The sequence below is a fragment of the Glutamicibacter sp. 2E12 genome (assembly GCF_050030965.1).
Classification (GTDB): domain Bacteria; phylum Actinomycetota; class Actinomycetes; order Actinomycetales; family Micrococcaceae; genus Glutamicibacter.
Map to the genome: position 1 here is coordinate 3,200,150 of NZ_CP188297.1, position 13,130 is coordinate 3,213,279.

The following is a 13,130-nucleotide window of genomic DNA, read 5'->3' on the forward strand; positions in this document are numbered from 1 at the left end:
ATCAGCCGATTTCCTCGCCAAGGAGCACGATGAGACCAGAGACCCCGCCGCAGCTGGAAACCCGGACCTGCCAGGCTGCGATCCGCAGTCCGGAACTCGACGAATCGATCAAGCTGTTCCATCAGGCCACCGGGATCGGCTTCTACGAGCAGCTGCCCGAAGAGCCCAATTGGACGCACTACCTGGACCTGACTTATGCGCAGAAAATGCGCTTCTCCCTGGTGTTCGATCAGCAGGCCGAACCGCACTCGCGCCATGCAACCTACCCGGTGCACACCTATGGAGCATTCCCCGGGCTGCTCAATGCCGGCGGCGAGGCGCCGGTGGCAACGCACAAGATCTCCGCGGTCACCGTCGCGCCGAGCTATCGGCGCCGCGGCATCCTGTCCAGGCAAATCACCGCCGACCTGGCCTATGCCCAGCAGGCGGGTTTCCCTATTGCGGCTTTGACCGCGTCGGAAGCGACGATCTACGGGCGGTACGGCTTCGAGCCAGCTACCTACCAAAGCCGATTCACGCTCAAGTGCGCCCACGGGGTGAAGCTGCGCGTGCAGGTTCCCGGCCGGGTGGTGGATGCCGATCCGCAGCATTTCGGGCCCGGCTATGCCGCGCTGGCCGTGCGCGCGCTCGAGCAGACCTTCGGCTCCGTGGACAGCACCGAGTTCGACAATGGCTTTGCCCTGGGCCGCTGGGACACCTGGGAGACCCTGGAAAAGCCGAAGAACCTGCGTTTTGCCGCCTACTACGATGACGCTGGCCAGCTCGGCGGATTCGCCACCTACAAGTTCGGCGGCTGGGATGAGCCCAAGGCGAAGCTGGTGGTGCATAAGCTGGTGGCCACCAGCGACGCCGCGCGCATCAAGCTCTTCGAGTACCTGGGCAACCATGATCTGGTCGAAGAAGTGCATGGCCAAGGCCCGGTGGCCGATCCACTGCGCCAGGTGCTGGAGAACGTGCGGGACTACCACGTGCGTTCCATTGACGATGTGCTGTGGCTGCGCGTGCTCGATGTTGTTGCCGCCTTCCAAGCGCGCGGCTACCAGCGCGATGCCCGGCTGCTATTGAGCGTGAGCGACCGGCTGGAGCTGATCTCCGGAACCTACCTCTTCGAGGTGTCCGATTCCCGCGCCACGGTGAGCCGGATCGAGGACGTGCAGGCCGACTCCGGGCTGCCGCGCGTGGCGCTTTCGGAGCGGGAGCTGGCTGGACTGTACCTGGGCACCGTGCAGCTGGACCAATTGCTGGATTCGGGACGCGCCGAACTGGTCGGCGGGGGAGCTGCGGGGGACTGGGTTCACTTGTTCAGCGTGGCTCGCGAGGGTTTCACGCCGCACGGTTTCTAGTGGGACGGGTCGCATTATCCGGTTGATATGACGAAGTTCACAAAATGCTGGCGAGGATGTTAGCGGGTTACGCTTTGACCCGCGGTGTGCTAGGCGCGTAGACTTGAACAGCGTGCCATGGCTTCGTCATGTCCGCATTCATGTTCTACCCCCTTCGAAATTCCGGGACTTCCGGGGTTTCGACTGATCAAATCTATCCACATCGGAGTCCCTACTACATGACCATCACCTCGAACGAGAACAACAGCGCACCAGTCGTCGCGATCAACGACATTGGATCTGCTGAGGACTTCTTGGCCGCAGTCGACGCCACCATCAAGTACTTCAACGATGGTGACCTCGTCGAAGGCACCGTCGTCAAGGTTGACCACGACGAAGTTCTGCTCGACATCGGTTACAAGACCGAAGGTGTCATCCCTTCCCGCGAGCTTTCCATCAAGCACGACGTTGACCCAGGTGAAGTTGTCACCGTTGGCGACAGCGTCGAAGCCTTGGTCCTGACCAAGGAAGACAAGGAAGGCCGCCTGATCCTGTCCAAGAAGCGTGCGCAGTACGAGCGCGCTTGGGGCGACATCGAAAAGATCAAGGAAGAGGACGGCGTCGTTACCGGTACCGTCATCGAGGTTGTCAAGGGTGGCCTCATCCTGGACATCGGCCTGCGTGGCTTCCTGCCAGCATCGCTCGTCGAGATGCGCCGTGTGCGCGACCTGGCTCCATACATCGGCCAGGAAATCGAAGCCAAGATCATCGAGCTGGACAAGAACCGCAACAACGTTGTGCTTTCCCGCCGTGCATGGCTCGAGCAGACCCAGTCCGAGGTTCGCTCGACCTTCCTCAACAAGCTGGAAAAGGGCCAGGTTCGTCCGGGCGTTGTTTCCTCCATCGTCAACTTCGGTGCATTCGTGGACCTGGGCGGCGTAGACGGCCTGGTACACGTTTCCGAGCTGTCCTGGAAGCACATCGACCACCCATCCGAGGTTGTCGAGGTTGGCCAGGAAGTAACCGTAGAGGTTCTGGAAGTCGATCTGGACCGCGAGCGCGTTTCCCTGTCGCTGAAGGCTACCCAGGAAGATCCTTGGCAGACCTTCGCCCGCACCCACGCACTGGGTCAGGTTGTACCGGGCAAGGTTACCAAGCTGGTTCCATTCGGTGCGTTCGTACGCGTCGAAGACGGCATCGAAGGCCTGGTTCACATCTCCGAGCTTGCAGTTCGCCACGTTGAACTGGCTGAGCAGGTTGTCTCCGTTGGCGACGAACTGTTCGTCAAGGTCATCGACATCGACCTGGAGCGCCGCCGCATCTCGCTGTCGCTCAAGCAGGCTAACGAAGGTGTTGACCCAGAGGGCACCGAGTTCGACCCAGCACTCTACGGCATGGCTGCAGAGTACGATGAGGCCGGCAACTACAAGTACCCAGAGGGCTTCGACCCAGAGTCGAACGAATGGCTCGAGGGCTTCGACACCCAGCGCGCTGCATGGGAAGCACAGTACGCTGCTGCCCAGGAGCGTTGGGAAGCACACAAGAAGCAGGTTGTTGCCGCTATCGCTGCCGACGCAGAAGCAGAGCCTGCTGCTGCCGGTGGTTCCGAGCCAGCTCCAGCTTCGTACTCCTCGGAGGCACCAGCCACCGATGCAGGCACCCTGGCTTCGGACGAAGCACTGGCTGCACTGCGCGAGAAGCTGACCGGCAACTAATTCCGGCTTCTGCCTCGTGCAGAGATCGTGATTAGCTCTAGCTGATTCACGAAGGTCCAACCCTGCAAGGGTTGGGCCTTCGTTGTTTAACTGGTTTTTTGCTTGCCGGCATGGCTGGCACGTCATTATTTCTGCTGACATCCGCCGGACAGGAATAGCTCCGAAGAAGCACTGCTCTTAATACTTGCTGAGGTTAGACTAAAAGTGCACCGATCAGGTGGACTCACTAACGGCAGGTAGTAGCACATGGCAACGACAGGAAATTCGCCGGCAGACTATGCGGCAGGCCCAACTGCCGGACAGCAGATCCCGGTGCGCCAGGTCAGCCACGAGGAGTGGGAGACTGTACCGCGCACTATTCCCAATTTCTGGGTTGCCGCAGCGACCTGGCTTCCGCTGGTTGCACTGGTGGTCCTCGTCCGTTCGGATCTTCTGCATTCCCCGTACCTGGACAAGGGCATCATGGACATCCTCTCCTTCTCCATGGTCGCTACCGTCCTGGCCATGATCTTTGGCGGCGGACGGCAATCACCCTGGATGGGCTTGGGCGTAGCCGCCGGAATCTATTTCCTGCTGGCTCCGGCCGGGGACCTGCAAAGGATCCTGATGCTGGCGCTGGGCTATTTCCTGCTGCTCGCACTGTCCGTAGATCTCATGGACGCACGGTTTCGACGCCTGCTGAGAACCTGGAAGCGTGAAGCCTCAGGAGGCATCGCCTTGGCACCGGGGCAAGAGAGCGATTTTGGAATCACCAAGCAAATGTCGCCCATGGTATGGAAGCTTGCGGTAGGAGCACTGATCTACCCGCTGCTCCGGCTGGGCTGGGAACTGGTCAGCACGGAAGTTCATTCGCTGCATGACTTGGATGAAGGCTACCGCCTTGACGTGTACGCCGCGGCCGTCCTGCTGGGCATCAGCCTGCTGCTGAGCATGCTGCGCTGGATGCGCTTGAAATCGATGGGACTTTTCGCACTCGAAGTTCCAGCGGACCACCGAATTGGTCCAACGTCATTGCGGGCCTATGGCAACGCGATCCTCATCGAAACGGAAGAAACCGGGGCCTGCCTGTGCCGCAACGACGACAAGAACGGATCCAAGCAGAAATTTGAGGATCCGCGATTCATTTTCTGCTCAGAGGTGTGCCCGGTGCACGGGGTGCATGCGGTCAACCAGCGCTCGGCCGAAGAGTTCCTGGGCATCGCCTCCCAGCCCTGGGTCTATGGGGAGAACCTGAATGGGAAACTGCTAGAGGCAACCGGCCAGCGCTTGGTCATTGCAGGGCTCAGCGGCTGGGGCTCACGCCCGGTCGCGGTGCGCGTTTCATGGCTCTACGGTGGAGGGAAGCAGGCCAGCGCCTACTACGTCCCGGCATCGGCACGCGAGCCTCTGGCCAGAACCAAGCGCCGCCTGGCGGTTCTGACCCCTGCCGGTGATTCGGTTACGGCTGATACTTTCGAGAATAATGAGCGGGGCGAGATCGACCGGATCGACCTTCGTCCATTGGGGATCAACGCCCAAGCCGTCCGCGTGCACGGTGGACGCCCTTTCTTGATCTAGCCGGATGGCGCCGGCGCATTGCCGCGAACTAGGCGGCCTTGGCCATGTGGTAGCTGTTGCGCACCGGGGTCTGGGTGGGATCGACGAAGCTGGGCAGGATGACCTTGGGTACGCCATCGTCGGCAATGACCTTGATCAACCCGGCATGAACGTCATGATGATGCGTGTCGCAGAGCATCGCGCTCCAGTAGACCGCAGTGACACCGCCCTCGGACCAGAACCAGATGTGGTGGATGTTGCAGCGTTCGGGATCCATGGTGCACCCGGGAACTATGCAGCCGCGATCGCGCACCGCAACACCCAGACGCATGTAGTTCGGATGCTTGCGCTGGCTGCGCCCGATATCAAGCAGCTCGCCCCTGCCGCCGAGCACCATCGGGATGATGCGTGCCCTGGACAGGGTCTGGCGCAGGTCAGTTGCATCGAGCTTGAAACCGTGCTGGGTGATGCCATGGGTTCTCGCGCGGCCTTCCAACTCGTCCAAGGTCAGCATGACCACGACCTGCGGGGTGATGGTGGGGACATCCACGGTGCCTGCATCATTCCCATCGGCGCCCTTGGGGGTCCCGCCATTGCGCGCGGCATCCAGCAGCTCCTGGAGCCGCTTCGTGTTGATCTCCAGCAGATTCATCAGGCCGTTGAGGCGGCGTGCCGCGGGAGAAAGCGGTGGGGAAACAGGATCTTCGCTGGCGGCAGCTTCCTCATCGGTCAAGAAGTCCGGATGGCCTCCGGCGTCGGCCTGGTAGGAAGTGCCAGGGGCAGCATCCTGCTCTGTACGTTGTCCCGGAGACTGGGCAAAAGCCTCCCGTGCGGCTTGGCCGGAACCGGAGCGGGGATTGTCGCTTTGCGAAATGCCCGATTCGAAGAGTTCTGCGCGCGTAGGGCGCAGGGCGAGGTCGTAGTGGACCAGGCCGCCGCGTTCGCCCCGCCGGTACAGGCCTTCCTGGGCTTCGGGCCGCTTCTTGCCCAAGCGTTCCTTCTGGGATTTCAGGAAGCTGTTGACCAATTGCCTGCGGGTGCCGGGGTCGGGCTCGTCCAATTGCTGGTTGACGATGGATTCAAGCAGCTCGCCATCTTCGGTGAGCGCCGAGGCGGTGGCCGGTGCGGCGTATTCGTCGCGTTGGGGTTCCAGAGCGCCCAGGCGCCGGGCCGCGCTGAGCACTTCGGCTGGCGGCTGGCGCAGATCGGCGAAGCGCCGCGCCAGCAAAGGGAACTGTGCCTGGTGCCGCTGATGTTGGTAGTCGTATTGCGCGAAGACGTGGCTGGCGGACTGGATGCGGCGCTTGGCCTCGAAATGGTCGGTGCGCAGCCAGGATGCCAGCAGTGCCGCAGGGCCGGTGAAGCTGGGCCGCTTTCCGGTGCGCTGGGCAGGGACGGAGAAATCGGTGGTGCCCTGGCGGGCTGCGGCGAGTTCAACCTGGGCCAGGGTGTGCGCCGCGGTGTCATCGACCAGGTGGGCTGCGTAGATCTGGGTGCGAAGGGCCTGGTGGGCCGAAGCTTCAGCCGCGGTGGACAGGGCCAAGGCGTAGCGCGGATCGTGCAGGTAGTGGGACTCGGGGCCGGTGGCTGGATCGGCGCAGAGCAGGGTCTGGTGCAGGACGGGGATGAACGCGGCGACGGCCAGGGCGTCGTCCACCGCGAGGGCCGGCGCGTCCTTGATCGCTTGGGCAAGCCCGGCTAGCGCCTGGCTGACAGTTCTGTTCATGGCCCCAGCATGCGCCAGGCGGTGCGCGGCGTGCCGGCCGGCAATACGGCCTGTGGAAAAGCCTAGTGCGCGCGGGTTGATGCAGTCACGGTGAAGGTCCTGTCGCGGGCCAGCTGTTCGGTGGGGCCAACGCGGCGGGCCAATTCGCTGCGGTAGCGCAGGTGCGAGTTGAACACGCACAGCAGGGTGCCTCCGGGAGCGAGCACGCGGGCGGCGTCGTCGATCAGCTTGAACGCGATGTCGGCGGTGACGGTGTTGCCGATGTGGAAGGGCGGGTTCAGCGTGACCAGGGTGGCGCTGGCGTCGGGCAGGCGGCCCAGGGCGTCATCCTGCACGGCAGTGAGGCGACCGTCCAGGTTGTTGCGTTGAGCGGCGGCCAGGGTGGAGGCGACCGCGGAGGCCGAATGGTCCGAGGCGTCCACGCGCAGCTGCGGGTTTTCCAGTGCTGCGCAGATGCCGATCGCGCCGTTGCCGCAGGCCAGATCGACCAGCGTGGCGTGCCCGGAGAGGTCCGGAAGGTTTTCCAGCAGCAGCCGGGTGCCCGGATCCAGCCGGGCGGCACCGAAGGTCCCGGCACCGGCATGCAGCGTGAAGCTGGTGCCGCGCACCTGGTGGGTGGCAGTGGCCGGGAAGCTGCTGGCGGGCTGTTCGGCGCGCGGGGTGCTGGCGGTGAGCACCCGGGATTTCTGCCGGGCCAGCGAGACGTCGACGCGGGTGAAATGCTCCGCGAGCACCTCGTTCATGGAACGGCTCATGTGCTTGATGCGGCCCCCGGCGAAAAGCTTCGCGCCGGGATCGGCGACGGCTGCTGCCGCGGCGGCCTGTTCGCCCAGCACGTCCAGTCCGCGAGGCAGGGCCAGCAGGATCGAACTGGCGCCCTGGGCAACCTGTTCCAGGGTGCAGAATTCGAGGTGTCCGGCCCGCTCGGGCATGAGCCGGGCGAGGTTGGCCTCGATGGCCCGGCGCGCGGTGAGCGAATCGGTGTGCACGCGCACGCTCGTGCTGCCTAGTGCCAGTGCGCCCAGGGCCAGCGCGCCGTAGTGGTCGCCGATGACCGCGATGGCATCCGGCCAGCGGTCCGAGGGTCCGGCCGCGGCGGCGCAGGTGTCCAGGATGAGCCGGTCGCAGGCGTCGGCGGCGTAGAGGTTGGCGGCTTCGACATCGGGCCAGCGGCGCAGGGCGGGCAGCAGGGCCTGGAGGCTGCTGGCGGCAGCGGGCGTGCCTTCGGGATTGGCGGCGGAGTTCAAATCAGATCAACCCATTGCGTGTTGGCGGCGGCCAGTTCCCCGGCGCCGGAGGTGAGTGAGGCGATGCCGGTGCGCAGCTGCGCGGCGGCTTCGGGCGTGTCCGGGATGCCGATCTGCACGATTGCGGCATCGGCCTGCCAGAGGGTCGGTTCGACCTGGTAGCCGGCGGCGCGCAGCTCGTTCTCGTAGCGGGCCGCGTCGGCGTGGGCGGCGGCGAAGGTGAAGATCCGCATGCGCTGGCGCAGGTGCAGCTGCGCATTGTCCAGCCCGGAAGATACCGCCTCGGAATATGCGCGGACCAGTCCGCCGGCGCCAAGCTTGATCCCGCCGAAGTAGCGGACCACCACGGCCAGCACGTCCGAGAGCACGCTGCCGTCGGCGATTTCGCGCTTGGCCAGGGCATCGAGCATCGGGATGCCGGCGGTGCCCGAGGGCTCGCCGTCGTCGTTGGAGCGCTGGGCCATGCGATCGGGGCCCAGGATGAACGCGCTGCAGTGGTGGCGGGCATCGAAGTGGGTCTTGCGCAGGGCCGCGATCTGCGCGCGGGCGGCGGCCTCGGTTTCGACCCGGTAGAGGTAGGTGATGAATCGCGAACGCTTGATTTCCAGCTCGTGCACGCAATCGCTGGTCAAGGTCGTGTACCGTGTCGCGGCCGAGTCGTTGGTGTTCATCCCTCTTAGTTTATAGGGTGGGAACATGATGCATGTGGGACTGACCGGGGGAGTGGCCTCCGGAAAATCTGCGGTCGCGGCCAAATTGGCCGCCCTGGGAGCCGTAGTCATCGATGCCGACGCGTTGGCGCGCCAGGTGGTCGAACCCGGCACGCCCGGGCTGGCTGCGATCAAGGACACGTTTGGCGAAGCCGTTTTGCTGGCCGACGGGTCGCTGAACCGTCCCGCATTAGGCGCGATAGTCTTCGCCGACGAGGCGGCGCGGGCCAAGCTCAACGCGATCGTGCACCCGCTGGTGCGGGAGCAAGCGGCGAAGTTGCGCCAAGGAGCGCCAGCCGGCTCGCTGGTGGTCGAGGACATCCCGCTGCTGGTCGAGACCGGCCAGCTGGACAGCTTCGACGCGGTGGTCGTCGTGGCCGCCCCGCACGCCGAACGCATTCGCCGCATGGTCCAGGATCGCGGCTGGACCCGGGAAGACGCCGAGGCCCGGATGGCCGCGCAGGCCACGGATGACCAGCGGGCGGCCGTAGCCGACTACCTGCTGGATAATTCCGGTACCTTGGAAGAACTGGAGGGGCAGGTTTCTGCCCTCTACCGCCAATTGGCGCCAGCACAGGAGTAGGAATGTACAAGATCTGCAAGTGGAGCACCCTGATCGCTTTCGCCGTCGCCTTGGTGCTGTGGCTCGGTTTTGGCGGCCGCGCCGAATTCGTTGCCAGCGAATCCGGGCCGTATTCGCCGGTGGTCTACATTTCCGGCTGCCTGGCCTTGCTGGGGCTGATTGCCGCCACCATCATGACCGTGGGATTCTTCGGCAGCAGCATCCAGCGCACCGTCAAGCGCAATGCGATCCGCTACGGGATGCGCAAATAGCACCCCGGGTTTAAGCTGAAAGCTGGCTAGGGCGCGACCCCAACGGTCGGGGCAAGTGGATATGCTGGAAGCATGAGTCTTGCACAGCCGATCAAGCGCGTGGTCGCCCCCTTCGAAGTCATCAGCGAGTACCAGCCTGCCGGCGACCAGCCGCAGGCCATCAAGCAGCTGACCGAGCGGATCAACGCCGGCGAGAAGGACATCGTGCTGCTCGGTGCCACCGGTACCGGCAAGTCCGCGACCACCGCCTGGCTGGTGGAGCAGGTGCAGCGCCCCACCCTGGTGCTGGTGCAGAACAAGACCCTGGCCGCCCAGCTGGCCAACGAGTTCCGCGAGCTGATGCCCAATAACGCGGTGGAGTACTTCGTCTCCTACTACGACTACTACCAGCCCGAGGCCTACGTCCCGCAGACCGATACCTTCATCGAGAAGGACTCCTCGATCAACGAGGAAGTCGAGCGCCTGCGCCACTCGGCCACCAACTCCCTGCTCACCCGCCGCGACACCATTGTGGTCGCCACCGTCTCGTGCATCTACGGCCTGGGCACTCCCGAGGAATACGTGGCCGGGATGGTCACCGTGCGCACCGGCGAGGAACTGAACCGCGACGCGATGCTGCGCCAGTTCGTGGCCATGCAGTACACCCGCAACGACATGGATTTCCACCGCGGCACCTTCCGCGTGCGCGGGGACACGGTGGAGATCATCCCGATGTACGAAGAGCAGGCCGTGCGCATCGAGTTCTTCGGCGACGAGGTGGAAGCGATCCACACCCTGCACCCGGTCACCGGCGAGGTGATCCGCGAGGAGACCGAGATGTACATCTTCCCGGCCAGCCACTATGTGGCCGGTGCCGAGCGGATGCACAAGGCGATCAAGCGGATCGAGGACGAGCTGGCGGTGCGCCTGAAGGAGCTGGAATCGCAGAACAAGCTCGTCGAGGCCCAGCGGCTGCGCATGCGCACCACCTACGACCTGGAAATGATGGAGCAGATGGGTTTCTGCAACGGCATCGAGAACTACTCGCGCCATATCGACGGCCGCGATGCCGGCAGCGCCCCGCACTGCCTGATCGACTATTTCCCCGATGACTTCCTGCTGGTGATCGACGAGTCGCATGTCACCGTGCCGCAGATCGGCGCCATGTACGAGGGCGACATGTCCCGCAAGCGCACGCTGGTGGAACACGGCTTCCGCCTGCCAAGTGCCATGGACAACCGCCCGCTGAAATGGGATGAGTTCCTTGAGCGCATCGGGCAGACCGTGTACCTTTCGGCCACCCCGGGCAAGTACGAGCTGGGCAAGTCCGACGGGTTCGTGGAGCAGATCATCCGCCCCACCGGGCTGATCGACCCCGAGATCATCGTCAAGCCCACCAAGGGCCAGATCGATGACCTGCTCGATGAGATCCGTACCCGTGTGGATCGCGATGAGCGCGTGCTGGTCACCACGCTGACCAAGCGCATGGCCGAGGACCTGACAGACTACCTCACCGAGCACCAGGTGCGGGTACAGTACCTGCACTCCGATGTGGACACCATCCGCCGCGTGGAGCTGCTGCGCGAGCTGCGCATGGGTTCCTTCGACGTGCTGGTGGGCATTAACCTGCTGCGCGAGGGCCTGGATTTGCCCGAGGTTTCGCTGGTCGCGATCCTGGATGCCGACAAGCAGGGCTTCCTGCGTTCGGCCACCAGCCTGATCCAGACCATCGGCCGTGCCGCACGTAACGTCTCGGGCCAGGTGATCATGTATGCCGACAAGATCACCGATGCGATGGACCAGGCGATCGAGGAGACCAATCGCCGACGGGCAATCCAGGAAGCGCACAACAAGGAGCACGGGATCGACCCCACGCCGCTGCGCAAGAAGATCGCTGACATCACCGACCAGCTGGCGCGTGAGGATGCCGACACCCAGGAACTGCTGAACAACAACCGGTTGGCGAAGAATGCCAAGCGCACCAAGGCCTCGTCCGCGGTGCGCAAGGATGGGCTGGCCGCCGCCCCGGCCGAGGACCTGCTGGCCCAGATCGGGGAAATGACCGAGCAGATGCACGCCGCGGCCGCTGAGTTGCAGTTCGAACTGGCCGCCCGGATCCGCGATGAAGTTTCCGAGTTGAAGAAGGAATTGCGCCAGATGAAGGCTGCCGGGCACGCGTAGCCCTGCTGCTGTCCGGCGCAGTAATTGGGACATGCGCCAAGCCTGTGCAGTTCCTGTGCGCTACACTTGATCACTGGACGTAGGGGAGTATCCCAATGCTGTGGACGTCAACACGCGAACCAATGATGTTTCGCCGGGCACAGCAGCCGATCACTGAGCCAGCTATCGAAGTGTTTCGAATTCTGGTGTGGCGGCGGAGAGACTTGCGGCGATTTTCCATACCCTCCAACGAAAGGTCGCTCGTCCGTGGGCACTAATGGGTTAACTATTCAATTCGAGATCATCGCGCTGATTGTTCTGTGCGCGGTGCTCATCGCAGACCTGCTGTACGTCACCAAGCGTCCGCACATTCCTTCCATGAAGGAAGCAGGCATTTTTGTCGGCATCTACATCTCCTTGGCATTGATCTTCGGTGCCGTGATCTGGACGCAGGCTGGACCCCAGCTTGGCCAGGAATTCTACGCCGGCTGGGTCACCGAATACGCGTTGTCGGTGGACAACCTGTTCGTCTTCATCATCATCATGGCGCGCTTCTCGGTACCGCGTAAGTACCAGCAGGAAGTGCTGATGTTCGGCATCATCATCGCGTTGGTCCTGCGCGCAATCTTCATTGTGCTCGGCGCCGCGATCATCGAGCAGTGGTCGTGGGTCTTCTACATCTTCGGCGCCTTCTTGCTGTGGACCGCATGGAACCAGCTCAAGGACGAGGATGAGGACGAGGAAAGCGGCCTGGTCAAGAAGCTGACCTCCAAGCTGCCGATTTCCAAGGACTTCGATGGCGCCAAGCTGCGCACCGTGGTCGACGGCAAGAAGCTGTTCACCCCGATGGTGCTGGTCTTCGTGACCATCGGCATGACCGACCTGCTGTTCGCCTTCGACTCGATCCCGGCGATCTTCGGCCTGACCAAGTCCGCGTTCATTGTGTTCACCGCGAACATCTTCGCGCTGATGGGCTTGCGCCAGCTGTACTTCCTGCTCGGTGGCCTGATGAACCGCCTGGTCTTCCTGAAGCACGCACTGAGCTTCATCCTCGCTTTCATCGGCGTGAAGCTGGTCTTCCACGCCCTGCACGAGAACAGCCTGCCGTTCATCAACGGCGGCGAGCCTCTGCATTACGCGTGGCTGGACATTTCCGTGGGTGTTTCGCTGCTGGTCATCCTGGGCGCGATCGTTATCGCAACCGTGCTGTCGCTGTGGAGCCCATGGGGCAAGCGTGCTGCTGCTTCGGCTGAAGCCGCGGAGCTCGCCGGCGCAGCGGAAGCTGCAGAGCAGGACGCGGCCAAGTAATCCGCACAATTACCCGCCGTGACCAGTTGCTTCCAACTGGCCCCGGCGGGTTTTCCGTACCCGCATAGTGTGCCTATGCTGTTCTGCTAAGGTAATTTCCATGAGCGACCTATCGACAGAAGCCAGTGGCATTGCCACCGGCGTAGCACTAGCGTCGGGCACCATGTCCCGGCTGCTTGGACGCGCGGCCGGGCAAGGCCGATCGGTGACCGCTTGGCGGGTGCTTTCCACCCTGGACCGGTTGGGCCCCCAGCGCGTGGGCGACTTGGCGATCGAGCAGCGCGTGGCCCAGCCGACCATGACCGGTCTGGTCATCCGCATGGAAAACGACCAGTTGGTCCAGCGACAACCGGACCCTGGGGACGGCCGCGCCAGCTTGGTGAGCCTGACCGGCGACGGCAAGGAGGCCATCGAAGCCTACCGGCAGCGCGCGATTTCCTCGCTGGCCGGCGGCATCGATTCCTTCAGCGCCGAGGAACGGCGGATTCTGGCGCAGGCTGTGCCGCTGCTGCAACGGTTGAATGACCAGGTTGCCGCGAAGCTGGACCATTAGCAGCAGAAGGCTTAACGCGCAGGGCGCTTGAATCCCCGGG

General features: G+C 63.7%; 11 protein-coding genes. 8 read left to right on the top strand and 3 right to left on the bottom strand.

Features of this window, described 5'->3' with window-relative positions:
• Positions 1 to 29 precede the first annotated feature (29 nt).
• The 3 genes from ACP3TE_RS15025 to ACP3TE_RS15035 all read left to right on the top strand — a co-directional run bounded on the left by ACP3TE_RS15025 (position 30) and on the right by ACP3TE_RS15035 (position 4,594).
• The gene (locus ACP3TE_RS15025; RefSeq protein WP_426734089.1) at positions 30 to 1,343 is read left to right on the top strand and encodes a GNAT family N-acetyltransferase; all 1,314 of its coding nucleotides are present in this window, start codon (positions 30 to 32) and stop codon (positions 1,341 to 1,343) included.
• A gap of 218 nt (positions 1,344 to 1,561) precedes the next feature.
• Complete coding sequence (rpsA, locus tag ACP3TE_RS15030) at positions 1,562 to 3,037, top strand: 30S ribosomal protein S1 (RefSeq protein WP_013349277.1); 1,476 nt, start codon at positions 1,562 to 1,564, stop codon at positions 3,035 to 3,037.
• A gap of 246 nt (positions 3,038 to 3,283) precedes the next feature.
• Positions 3,284 to 4,594, top strand: coding sequence for a hypothetical protein (locus ACP3TE_RS15035; RefSeq protein ID WP_402734785.1), 1,311 nt, complete (start codon positions 3,284 to 3,286; stop codon positions 4,592 to 4,594).
• 28 nt (positions 4,595 to 4,622) lie between these two features.
• Here ACP3TE_RS15035 and ACP3TE_RS15040 read toward each other — a convergent pair whose 3' ends face one another.
• The 3 genes from ACP3TE_RS15040 to ACP3TE_RS15050 form a co-directional block, all read right to left on the bottom strand.
• Complete coding sequence (locus tag ACP3TE_RS15040; protein ID WP_332486753.1) at positions 4,623 to 6,299, bottom strand: HNH endonuclease signature motif containing protein; 1,677 nt, start codon at positions 6,297 to 6,299, stop codon at positions 4,623 to 4,625.
• Positions 6,300 to 6,361: 62 nt separating this feature from the next.
• Positions 6,362 to 7,546 carry a class I SAM-dependent methyltransferase gene (locus tag ACP3TE_RS15045; protein ID WP_332486755.1) on the bottom strand — a complete coding sequence of 395 codons (1,185 nt, stop codon included), beginning with the start codon at positions 7,544 to 7,546 and terminating at the stop codon, positions 6,362 to 6,364.
• The gene (locus tag ACP3TE_RS15050; RefSeq protein WP_105656693.1) at positions 7,543 to 8,217 is read right to left on the bottom strand and encodes an IMPACT family protein; all 675 of its coding nucleotides are present in this window, start codon (positions 8,215 to 8,217) and stop codon (positions 7,543 to 7,545) included. The genes ACP3TE_RS15045 and ACP3TE_RS15050 overlap by 4 nt, the downstream gene beginning before the upstream one ends.
• A 25-nt stretch (positions 8,218 to 8,242) precedes the next feature.
• On the opposite strand from ACP3TE_RS15050, the gene coaE reads away from it, so the two are divergent.
• From coaE to ACP3TE_RS15075, 5 genes are all read left to right on the top strand, one after another.
• Positions 8,243 to 8,839, top strand: a complete 597-nt coding sequence (gene coaE / locus ACP3TE_RS15055; RefSeq protein WP_105656692.1) for a dephospho-CoA kinase — start codon at positions 8,243 to 8,245, stop codon at positions 8,837 to 8,839.
• 2 nt (positions 8,840 to 8,841) lie between these two features.
• A complete protein-coding gene (locus ACP3TE_RS15060) occupies positions 8,842 to 9,090 on the top strand; it encodes a hypothetical protein (protein WP_105656691.1) in 249 nt (82 codons plus the stop codon).
• A gap of 72 nt (positions 9,091 to 9,162) precedes the next feature.
• Positions 9,163 to 11,250: an excinuclease ABC subunit UvrB gene (gene uvrB / locus ACP3TE_RS15065; RefSeq protein WP_105656690.1), complete on the top strand. Its 2,088-nt coding sequence runs from the start codon at positions 9,163 to 9,165 to the stop codon at positions 11,248 to 11,250.
• A 246-nt stretch (positions 11,251 to 11,496) separates the two neighbouring features.
• Positions 11,497 to 12,537: a TerC family protein gene (locus ACP3TE_RS15070; protein ID WP_105656689.1), complete on the top strand. Its 1,041-nt coding sequence runs from the start codon at positions 11,497 to 11,499 to the stop codon at positions 12,535 to 12,537.
• Between the two features lie 100 nt (positions 12,538 to 12,637).
• Positions 12,638 to 13,090: a MarR family winged helix-turn-helix transcriptional regulator gene (locus ACP3TE_RS15075; RefSeq protein WP_105656688.1), complete on the top strand. Its 453-nt coding sequence runs from the start codon at positions 12,638 to 12,640 to the stop codon at positions 13,088 to 13,090.
• Positions 13,091 to 13,130: the final 40 nt, after the last annotated feature.

Excerpts from the sequence above, each read along its gene's own strand:
- ACP3TE_RS15050 (WP_105656693.1), bottom strand. The coding sequence starts at position 8,217 with ATGAACACCAACGACTCGGCCGCGACACGGTACACGACCTTGACCAGC.
- ACP3TE_RS15040 (WP_332486753.1), bottom strand. The coding sequence starts at position 6,299 with ATGAACAGAACTGTCAGCCAGGCGCTAGCCGGGCTTGCCCAAGCGATC.
- ACP3TE_RS15060 (WP_105656691.1), top strand. The coding sequence starts at position 8,842 with ATGTACAAGATCTGCAAGTGGAGCACCCTGATCGCTTTCGCCGTCGCC.
- coaE (WP_105656692.1), top strand. The coding sequence starts at position 8,243 with ATGATGCATGTGGGACTGACCGGGGGAGTGGCCTCCGGAAAATCTGCG.
- ACP3TE_RS15075 (WP_105656688.1), top strand. The coding sequence starts at position 12,638 with ATGAGCGACCTATCGACAGAAGCCAGTGGCATTGCCACCGGCGTAGCA.
- ACP3TE_RS15025 (WP_426734089.1), top strand. The coding sequence starts at position 30 with ATGAGACCAGAGACCCCGCCGCAGCTGGAAACCCGGACCTGCCAGGCT.
- rpsA (WP_013349277.1), top strand. The coding sequence starts at position 1,562 with ATGACCATCACCTCGAACGAGAACAACAGCGCACCAGTCGTCGCGATC.
- uvrB (WP_105656690.1), top strand. The coding sequence starts at position 9,163 with ATGAGTCTTGCACAGCCGATCAAGCGCGTGGTCGCCCCCTTCGAAGTC.
- ACP3TE_RS15035 (WP_402734785.1), top strand. The coding sequence starts at position 3,284 with ATGGCAACGACAGGAAATTCGCCGGCAGACTATGCGGCAGGCCCAACT.